The sequence below is a fragment of the Gottfriedia solisilvae genome (assembly GCF_002128405.1).
Taxonomy (GTDB): Bacteria; Bacillota; Bacilli; order Bacillales; family Bacillaceae_G; genus Gottfriedia; species Gottfriedia solisilvae.
Map to the genome: position 1 here is coordinate 26433 of NZ_NETJ01000013.1, position 7201 is coordinate 33633.

At 35.2% G+C, this 7201-nt stretch carries 5 protein-coding genes and 1 riboswitch; all 5 genes read left to right on the top strand.

The genetic code is table 11. The annotated features are described in order from the left end of the window. Nucleotides 1-95: 95 nt before the first annotated feature. Nucleotides 96-194, top strand: a riboswitch (purine riboswitch). Between the two features lie 171 nt (nt 195-365). The 5 genes from CAB05_RS21615 (at nt 366) to CAB05_RS21635 (ending at nt 6736) form a co-directional block, all read left to right on the top strand. Further along, nucleotides 366-1694, top strand: a complete 1329-nt coding sequence (locus CAB05_RS21615; protein WP_088004250.1) for an NCS2 family permease — start codon at nt 366-368, stop codon at nt 1692-1694. A 119-nt stretch (nt 1695-1813) separates the two neighbouring features. Next, a complete protein-coding gene (locus CAB05_RS21620) occupies nt 1814-2374 on the top strand; it encodes a glycerol-3-phosphate responsive antiterminator (protein WP_088004239.1) in 561 nt (186 codons plus the stop codon). 219 nt (nt 2375-2593) lie between these two features. Beyond that, a complete protein-coding gene (locus tag CAB05_RS21625) occupies nt 2594-3415 on the top strand; it encodes an MIP/aquaporin family protein (protein ID WP_142283149.1) in 822 nt (273 codons plus the stop codon). A gap of 14 nt (nt 3416-3429) precedes the next feature. Then, nucleotides 3430-4920 (top strand): glycerol kinase GlpK, encoded by a 1491-nt coding sequence (gene glpK, locus CAB05_RS21630; RefSeq protein ID WP_088004244.1) that lies wholly within the window; start codon nt 3430-3432, stop codon nt 4918-4920. A 133-nt stretch (nt 4921-5053) separates the two neighbouring features. Beyond that, entirely contained in the window at nt 5054-6736 is a 1683-nt protein-coding gene (locus CAB05_RS21635) for a glycerol-3-phosphate dehydrogenase/oxidase (protein WP_088004246.1), read from the top strand. The last annotated feature ends 465 nt before the right edge of the window (nt 6737-7201 follow it).

The following is a 7201-nucleotide window of genomic DNA, read 5'->3' on the forward strand; positions in this document are numbered from 1 at the left end:
TGGAAAAAGCGAACGAAAACGAACATTTTAATTTAAATGTTCGTTTTTTTGTTGACACTTAGTTTAGATGGTTGTAATATAAGGATGTAAATATTAAATAATTTGTCATAACTTGTCGTATAAGCTAGTGAATATGGACTAGCGTCTCTACCTGCCACCGTAAATGGCGGACTACGAAGTAATGATTTCTATATTTTTAACCTACTATTTAGCTATTATTCTACTATCCCTAGGTTATAAAATACAGAATGAAACTGCTCGTGATAGGCGCTTTTACCAATTGTGTAAAAGCGCCTTTTCTATTTATAAAATAGAGACCGACTTTTAAGACTTAATAGACTTAGGAGGATCACATGAAAGAACGTATTAGTAATTATTTTGAGTTCAACAAGTTAGGCACATCATTTCGTCAGGAAACAATTGCTGGTTTAACAACATTCCTAGCAATGGCTTACATTTTATTCGTAAACCCATCAATCCTTTCTTTATCAGATATAAAAGATTTTCCAGAAACATTAAGAATGAATAGAGAAGCAATCTTTGTTGCTACTTCATTAGCAGCGGCATACGGTTCGATTTTAATGGGGATTTATGCAAGATATCCAATTGCTTTAGCACCAGGTATGGGATTAAATGCTTTCTTTGCATTTAACGTAGTGCTTGGAATGGGTATTCCATGGCAAACTGCTTTAGCTGGCGTATTTGTATCAGGTATTTTATTCATTATCCTATCTTTAACAGGACTTCGTGAACAAATTATTAATGCAATTCCAATTGAATTAAAATTAGCAATTGGTAGCGGTATTGGTTTCTTTATTACATTTGTAGGTTTAAAAAATTCAGGTATTATCGTAAGTAACCCAGCAACTTTTGTTGCACTTGGTAAATTAAATGAACCAGCAGTATTGTTAACAATTTTCGGTTTAGTGATAACTGTTATTTTAATGGCTAGAAAAGTAAAAGCTGGCGTATTTTTAGGTATGATCATTACTGCAATCGCGGGTATGATTTTTGGAATTATTGACTTACCTTCTTCAGTTGTTGGTCCAGTTCCAAGTATTGCACCTACATTTGGTGAAGCAATTAAACATATTCCAGATGTATTCTCTTCACCTCAAATGTTTGCAGTTGTATTAACATTCTTCATTGTTGATTTCTTTGATGCAACAGGTACATTAGTTGCTGTTGCAAATCAAGCTGGTTTATTAAAGGATAATAAACTTGAAAGAGCTGGAAAAGCATTAATGGTTGACGCTACTGCAGTAGTAGTTGGTTCAACTCTTGGTACAAGTACTACTACTTCATATATCGAATCAACTGCAGGTGTTGCTGCTGGTGGACGTACTGGATTCTCAGCGGTTATTACGGGATTATTATTCTTATTAGCATTATTCTTTGCACCACTATTAGGTGTAGTAACAGCGGCAGTAACTTCTCCAGCATTAATCGTTGTTGGTGTACTAATGGTATCTTCAATTGGTCAAATTGATTGGAAAAAATTTGAGATAGCAGTTCCAGCTTTCTTCACAATTATCGCAATGCCGTTAACTTACAGTATTGCAACAGGTATTGCTGTTGGATTTATCTTCTATCCAATTTCAATGTTAGCAGCTGGAAAAGCGAAAAAAATTCATCCGATTATGTATGTACTATTTGTTGTATTCCTTCTATTCTTAACGTATTTCAGAGAATAGTAGTTAATAAAACACGAAATATAAAGCTTGGACAACGATCATTCTTTCGATGTCCAGGCTTTTCTTTTTTCTAAAATTGTGTACGATTAGAATAAAATGAAAATAGAGGGTATTTTTGAATGGAATTTCATGGACAAAAAATTTTACCGGCTGTTAGAAAAATAAAGGATTTAGAAAAATTACTAACTAGTTCATATGAATATATCGTTATATTAGATATTCATATTGGCCAACTGAAAAGCGTAGTCTCGCTTGCTAAGCAACATGGTAAGAAAGTATTTTTACATGTCGATCTAATTCATGGTTTGCAAAGTGATGGGCATGCAGCGGAATATTTATGCCAAGAGTTTAAACCATATGGGCTATTATCTACAAAGTCAAATGTGATTTTAAAGGCGAAGCAAAAAGGTGTAGTGGCGATACAACGTATTTTTTTAATTGATTCAAGTGCGATGGAGAAAAGTATTGCTTTGTTAGAAAAAACAAAACCAGATTATATTGAAGTACTACCAGGTGCTTTAACAAATGTAATAACAGAAGTAAAAGAGCGTACAGGTATTCCGATATTAGCAGGTGGTTTTATTCGGACGACTGAAGATGTAAAGGCTGCTTTAGATGCTGGTGCAACAGCAATTACGACCTCAGATAAAGAGTTATGGAAAAATTTCCTGAAAAAGTGACAGAAATGTGAAAATTAGGATTGACAACGTTTTCATATATGAGTTAGCATAAAAGACAAGTTAATATACGTGACGGAGAAATGAAGAGATCCACAATTGGTTGTTTCTATAGTTCTATAGAAACAATTTAGTTGTGGGTCTTTTTGACTTTAAATACGAATGGCCATTCAATTTAGTTCTCTCACGAAGATCAACTTAAACTGAATGTGGAGGGATTTTATGTCAGCATTTTTAGGGGAGTTAATTGGGACAGCTTTGTTGATTGTTTTAGGTGGAGGCGTTTGTGCAGGTGTAAGTCTAAAGAAGTCGTTTGCTAAGGATTCAGGTTGGATTGTTATTACACTGGGCTGGGGATTAGCAGTAGCGGTAGCTGTCTATGCTGTAGGAAGTATTAGTGGTGCGCATTTAAATCCAGCAGTTACGTTAGGATTAGCTTTTAAAGGTTCTTTTCCGTGGAGCCAAGTACCTGAATATATTGCTGCACAATTAATTGGTGCAATGATTGGGGCAACAATTGTATATTTACATTACTTACCACATTGGAAGGAAACAGAGGATCCAGGTACAAAATTAGGTGTATTTGCAACAGGACCTGCTATCCCAAATACTTTTGCAAATTTATTAAGTGAACTTATTGGTACATTCATCTTAGTATTTGGTATTTTAGCAATCGGTTCAAATAAGTTTGCTGATGGATTAAATCCATTCATCGTTGGTTTCTTAATCGTAAGTATTGGTTTATCATTAGGTGGAACAACAGGGTATGCAATTAACCCGGCTCGTGATTTAGGTCCTCGAATTGCACATTTTTTACTGCCGATTGCAGGAAAAGGCGGATCGAACTGGAAATATGCATGGATACCAGTTGTAGCTCCATTATTAGGTGGTTCATTAGCGGGGTTATTTTACGAAGTAATATTTGAAGGTAAAAATAATGTAGCATTATATTATGTGATTTTTGTTACAGTGGTAATTCTAGCAATCTCTTATATGACAAGTAATATGAAAGTTAATAATAGTAATAATAGTAAAGTAGCTTAAGGAGGAGAATAAAAATGAAAAAATATATCCTTTCACTTGATCAAGGAACAACAAGTTCACGCGCAATTCTTTTTAATAAAGAAGGCAAAATTGTACATGTTGCACAAAAGGAATTTACACAACATTTTCCACACCCGGGTTGGGTAGAACATAACGCACAAGAAATTTGGGGTTCAATTTTAGCTGTCATTGCAACATGTCTAAGTGAAGCAGATGTAAAACCAGAACAAATTGCTGCAATTGGTATTACGAATCAGCGTGAAACAACAGTTGTTTGGGATAAAAATACTGGTAAACCTGTATATAATGCGATCGTTTGGCAATCCCGTCAAACTGTTGACATTTGTGATGATTTAAAAGAAAAAGGCTATAGCGATATGGTTCGTGAAAAAACAGGTCTTTTAATTGATGCTTATTTCTCAGGAACAAAAGTAAAGTGGATCTTAGATCATGTTGAAGGTGCACGAGAAAAAGCAGAAAATGGAGATTTATTATTTGGAACAATTGATACATGGCTTGTTTGGAAATTATCTGGTGGAGCAGTACATGTCACTGATTATTCAAATGCATCTCGCACATTAATGTACAATATTTATGATTTAAGCTGGGATGAAGAGCTACTTGATATGTTAACAATTCCAAAAAGCATGCTTCCGGAAGTTCGATCTTCATCTGAAGTGTATGGTCATACAGTGGATTTCCACTTCTTTGGCCAAAGTATACCGATAGCTGGTGTAGCCGGTGATCAGCAAGCAGCGCTATTTGGTCAAGCTTGCTACGGTGAAGGTATGGCTAAAAATACGTACGGAACTGGTTGTTTCATGTTAATGAATACAGGTGAAAAAGCTGTTAAATCCGAACATGGATTATTAACGACAATTGCTTGGGGTCTAAATGGAAAAGTTGAGTATGCATTAGAAGGTAGTATTTTTGTTGCAGGTTCAGCTATTCAATGGTTACGAGACGGCATGCGTATGTTTAAAGATGCTAGTCAGAGTGAGGAGTATGCTAAACGTGTAGAATCGACAGACGGAGTATATGTAGTGCCTGCATTTGTAGGACTGGGTACTCCATACTGGGATAGTGAAGTACGTGGAGCAGTCTTTGGAGTAACTCGAGGCACCACAAAAGAACATTTTATTCGTGCTACGCTAGAATCTTTAGCATATCAAACTAAGGATGTTTTATGTGCTATGGAAAAAGATTCTGGAATTGAGCTTAAAACTCTGCGTGTAGATGGCGGAGCGGTTAAAAATAATTTCTTAATGCAATTCCAAAGTGATATTCTAGCTGTTCCTGTAGAACGTCCAGAAGTAAATGAAACTACGGCTTTGGGTGCTGCTTATCTAGCTGGTCTTGCAGTAGGGTATTGGGAAAATCAAGAATCGATTGCATCACAATGGAATATGGATCAGAGTTTTGCACCAACAATGGATGAAAATGTAAGTGAAGAGCTTTATTCTGGTTGGAAAAAGGCAATCGAAGCAACAAAAGCTTTTAAATAACATATGATAGTGATAAGATGAAAACAAGTTAATATTCGGTAGGAGATTGAGAGAGACCACAACACGCTATAGAAGCGAATTCTATAGTGATGTTTGTGGTCTCTTTTTTTTCGTACCATAGGAGGCAAAATTCATGAAATTTTCTAGTAAACAACGAAAAGAGCTATTAAATGGAGTAAATAAACAAGAGTTAGACGTAATTGTAATCGGAGGAGGCATTACTGGTGCTGGAATTGCACTTGATGGTGCTACTAGAGGGTTATCAATGATTGTCTTTGAAATGCAGGATTTCGCAGCAGGTACATCTAGTCGATCAACAAAATTAGTACATGGTGGTTTACGTTATTTGAAACAATTGGAAGTAAAGATGGTCGCTGAAGTAGGGAAAGAGCGGGCAATCGTTTACGAAAATGGTCCACATGTTACTTCGCCTGAATGGATGTTGCTACCGTTCCACAAGGGAGGTACTTTTGGTGCTTTCAGTACTTCAATCGGCCTTAAAGTTTATGATTTTCTGGCAGGAGTAAAGAGAAGTGAGCGTAGGAAAATGTTTAACCGTGAAGAAACGATGAAAAAGGAACCACTTGTTAAACAAGAGGGATTAAAGGGTGGCGGATATTATGTTGAATATCGTACTGATGATGCTCGTTTAACAATTGAAGTAATGAAGGAAGCGATTGATCAAGGAGCAAAAGCGGTAAACTATGCAAAAGTAGATGGATTCTTATATATGAATGGAAAAGTTTGTGGTGTCATTGTAGTGGATCTACTTGATGGTGAAGTATATGAAGTGTATGGTAAAAAAATAGTAAATGCAGCTGGGCCTTGGGTTGATAAATTAAGGGAAAAGGATCAATCGAAAAAAGGAAAAGTACTTCAATTATCAAAAGGCGTACACTTAGTAATTGATCATTCGCGCTTTCCTTTAGGGCAAGCGATTTATTTTGATACACCAGATGGCCGTATGGTATTTGCAATTCCACGTGGTGGTAAAACATATGTTGGTACAACCGACACGTTTTATAATGATGATGCAGCGTTACCGAAAATGACGAAAGAAGATAGTAAGTATATTATTGATGCGATTAACTATATGTTCCCAACAGTGAAAATAACAGAAAATGACATCGAATCTAGTTGGGCTGGAGTTCGACCTTTGATATATGAAGAAGGAAAGAATGCTTCTGAAATCTCACGTAAAGATGAAATTTGGACATCGAATTCTGGATTAATCACAATTGCGGGAGGAAAATTAACAGGTTATCGTAAAATGGCAGAATTGGTTGTAGACTATGTGACGGATTTATTGAGGAAAGAAGGACATAGTGGAGCGTATCCAAAAAGTGAAACGAAATATATGCCTATTTCTGGAGGGGATGTAGGTGGTGCGAAACAATTTACTACATTTATAGTAAATAAATCTAAAGAAGGTCAGGAGTTTGGATTAACAAGTAAACAAGCAGAACAATTTGCGAAATTTTATGGATCAAACGTTGATACGATATTCCAGTTAGTTAGGGAACACCAAGAGGAACTAAAACAATATAATTTACCAGTAGATGTGCTAATACCACTTATTTATGCTATGCATTATGAAATGACTGTAAAACCAGTAGACTTTTATATACGCCGCACAGGCGCTTTGTATTTTGATATTAATTGGGTATATAAATGGAAAGATGCAGTAATCACTTATATGTCAGTTGAATTTGGGTGGACTAAAGATCAAAAAGTTAAATATGCTAATGAGTTGGAGGAAGCATTAATAGATGCTGTTTCGCCAATAAATCAATTAGATGCTGAAACATATGCATAATCTATGAGCAATTTTTGTACTAGCGGTGAAAGTGATCCATTTAAAAAATGCTTCTTATTTATGTGTGAATAAGGAGCATTTTTTATATTCCTTTATATCACTATATGGATAGTAGCTACTGATTCAATTTATATAATAGAAGATTCATATTCTAAATGTTTTATATAAAGGACGAATGATTATTCTGAATAATATTACTTTTAGTTTATGGGTTGTAATCCGATCAGCTAACTGTTATATTAATTTATGTTGTTGCGAAACACTAACAACAAAACAAAAAAACATTTAAACAAACGTTGACATAAACGTTTGAGGATGTTATGATATTTAAGTCGCTTACGAGTGGCAAAGTGAACTTTGAAAACTAAACAAAACATGAAGTAAAACGTCAATTATTAGTTTTTTGAGCAATACAAGATTTAAACTTAACTATTATGGAGAGTTTGATCCTGGCTCAGGACGAAC

Coding starts and splice junctions, on each gene's coding strand:
- CAB05_RS21620 (WP_088004239.1), top strand. CDS start 1,814: ATGGAATTTCATGGACAAAAAATTTTACCGGCTGTTAGAAAAATAAAG.
- CAB05_RS21625 (WP_142283149.1), top strand. CDS start 2,594: ATGTCAGCATTTTTAGGGGAGTTAATTGGGACAGCTTTGTTGATTGTT.
- glpK (WP_088004244.1), top strand. CDS start 3,430: ATGAAAAAATATATCCTTTCACTTGATCAAGGAACAACAAGTTCACGC.
- CAB05_RS21635 (WP_088004246.1), top strand. CDS start 5,054: ATGAAATTTTCTAGTAAACAACGAAAAGAGCTATTAAATGGAGTAAAT.